At 62.0% G+C, this 2,497-nt stretch carries 3 protein-coding genes; 1 reads left to right on the top strand and 2 read right to left on the bottom strand.

The features are described from left to right. Window positions 1–1,050 (bottom strand): oxygen-independent coproporphyrinogen III oxidase (gene hemN / locus EOA75_RS31795; protein WP_127326065.1); only part of this gene is annotated, 1,050 nt, incomplete at its 3' end. A 146-nt stretch (window positions 1,051–1,196) separates the two neighbouring features. On the opposite strand from hemN, the gene EOA75_RS31790 reads away from it, so the two are divergent. Then, entirely contained in the window at window positions 1,197–1,925 is a 729-nt protein-coding gene (locus EOA75_RS31790; RefSeq protein ID WP_127326064.1) for a Crp/Fnr family transcriptional regulator, read from the top strand. 43 nt (window positions 1,926–1,968) lie between these two features. On the opposite strand, the gene EOA75_RS31785 is transcribed toward EOA75_RS31790, so the two are convergent. Next, complete coding sequence (locus EOA75_RS31785; protein WP_245466801.1) at window positions 1,969–2,496, bottom strand: hemerythrin domain-containing protein; 528 nt, start codon at window positions 2,494–2,496, stop codon at window positions 1,969–1,971. Window position 2,497 lies beyond the last annotated feature (1 nt).

Below are 2,497 nucleotides of genomic sequence, written 5' to 3'. Positions count from 1 at the left end.
CTCATACTCTCCGGTCGCAACAATGTTCTGGGCGTAACCCTGGCGGTACCGGCTGATCGCCGAAGGGCCAAGGCCGATGAGAGTATCGCACCCATCCTCGGTATAACCCTGGAAATTGCGGCGTATCGTGCCGGCGCGCGCCGAGACCGCGAGTGAATCGGCCGGCTTGGCGAAATGATCGAGACCCAAGGCCTCGTAGCCGGCATCCACGATCATCCGCGAGGCGAGCTGCGATTGCGCCAGACGTGCCTCGGAATCGGGCAGCCAGGCCTCGTCGATCATCGTCTGATGCTTCTTGAACCAGGGCACGTGCGCGTAGCCGAACAGTGCAATTCGGTCCGGATGCAGTGTCAGCGCCTGGGTCACGGTGGAGGCGACGCTTTCCAGCGTCTGGTGCGGCAATCCGTAGAGCAGGTCGAGATTGACGGAATCTATGCCGCGCTGGCGGATGCCTTCGATCACATCGCGCGTCAGCTCGAAGCTTTGTTCGCGGTTGATCGCCTTCTGCACCTTCGGATCGAAGTCCTGAACGCCAAGACTCGCCCTCGTCATGCCGATCGCGGCGAACGCATCCAGGCGGCCTTCATCCATGTCGTTCGGGTCGATCTCGACGCTGAGGCTGGCGTTGTCGAGAAAATCGAATTGATCGCGCAATGCTTTTCCAAGCGCCAGGATGTCTGCGGGCTTCAGCATGGTCGGGGAGCCGCCGCCGAAGTGAACGGCACGAACCCTGCCCTTGCCGCTCACCAGGCCGGCTATCGTCCCGATCTCACGATGCAGCGAGCGAAGGAAAGTCGCGACCGGCGCATAATGGCGTGTCTGCTTGGTGTGGCAGGCACAGAACCAGCACAGCCTGTCGCAATACGGAATGTGCAGGTAGAGCGATATCTCGTCGCCGGCTGCGATGGCATTGATCCACCCGCGTACCGTTGTGGCGTCGACCGCTGAATGAAAATGCGGCGCGGTCGGGTAGCTCGTGTAGCGCGGCACGTTCTCTGCCAGCTTGGCTGTGAGAGCGGGGCGCGAGTGGTTGGCGGCTGTCTGTTGCATGGCCGGCAAACTAGCCGCTCCACCGCGCTGGACCTTGATCCTGATCAAGCCGCCGGCGGCGTGGACAAACTGCCGCAACATGTTGCGAAGCGACGGTGATATCCTGTGCGTGTCCCGGACTTCGGGTGATGACTTCAGGCAACGCAATGACGATCAGACAGGATATCCACAGCGCCGGCATCCCTGTGCTTTGCCAATCCTGCGAAGCGCGTCATCGCGGCGTGTGCGGCGCGCTCGACGCTGACCAGTTGATCGAGTTGGCCAAGACTTCGTCGAGGCGAAGCGTTTCACCCGGCGTCGAGCTGGTCGGCGATGCCGAAGTGATTGAAAGCTATGCCAACGTGCTTTCGGGAGTGGTCAAGCTGACGAGAAGCCTTTCCGACGGCCGGCAGCAGATCGTCGGTCTTCAGTTCGCGCCGGATTTTCTCGGAAGGCCTTTCAAGACCGAAAGTGCGATCAACGCCGAGGCCGCGACAGAGGTGTCGCTGTGCTCCTTTCCAAGAACCGTGATCGAGCGGATGATGAGGGACTCGCCCGAGCTGGAACATCGCCTGCTCAGGCAGGCGCTGAACGAGCTTGACGAAGCACGCGGCTGGATGGTGACGCTGGGACGCAAGACCGCGGCGGAGAAGGTCGCCAGCTTCCTTCTGATGATTGCACGGAACATCGATCCGGCCGTCGATCCCACGGTGAAGTCGGCGAGCTTCGACCTGCCGCTGACGCGCGCCGACATCGCCGATTTCCTCGGACTGACGATCGAGACTGTGAGCCGCCAGCTTACGAGATTGCGAACCGACGGCGTGATCCGGATCGAGAACAACAGGCATGTCACGGTGGAAAACATGAGCCGACTGGAACAGCGCTGCGGCGACTGAAACGCGCGGCCGACTCGGTTGGCGATGCCTCAGTCCAGGGACGCTAGAGGCCGCTAAATCCGATCCTCGGCAGAATGTGCTCGCGTTCGAACGCGATGTGGCGGCGCACGCTTTCGAAGAAGCCACGCAGCATGAAACCGACGGCCTCAGCATTGTCGATCCTGTCGCCATGGCCGATCGCCAGAAGCGCCTCGGTCAACTCGTCCGCGTAGCATTCATCCTCGAGATGCTCCGCGCGCAACCGGTTGGTGCACGCCAGCTTGGACTCGGCCAGGGTGAGAGCCGCCTCATAGGCCGGGAAGACGACCGTCTCCTCGTAGCGATGGATCTCTCGCAGCAGTGGAACGATGGTGTTGGCCACGCCGACGCATTGTAGACGGTCGACGTTCGGCAGGGCGTCGGCCAATTTCTCGAGCGCGTCGCAGAGCCGCAGCTTTTCCCGATGCGCACGTCTCATGATAGCGCTTGGCACGGCCTCATCACCGAACCCGTCTTCCGGTGACACATGGTCGCGGCATCCCCAAGGCGACGTGCCGGCGTGCCCTTTTTCGTTCAACGACCACCTCCTGATC

This window comes from Mesorhizobium sp. M1A.F.Ca.IN.022.07.1.1, from assembly GCF_003997575.1.
GTDB lineage: Bacteria > Pseudomonadota > Alphaproteobacteria > Rhizobiales > Rhizobiaceae > Mesorhizobium.
This window is presented reverse-complemented; position numbering and strand designations above follow the sequence as displayed.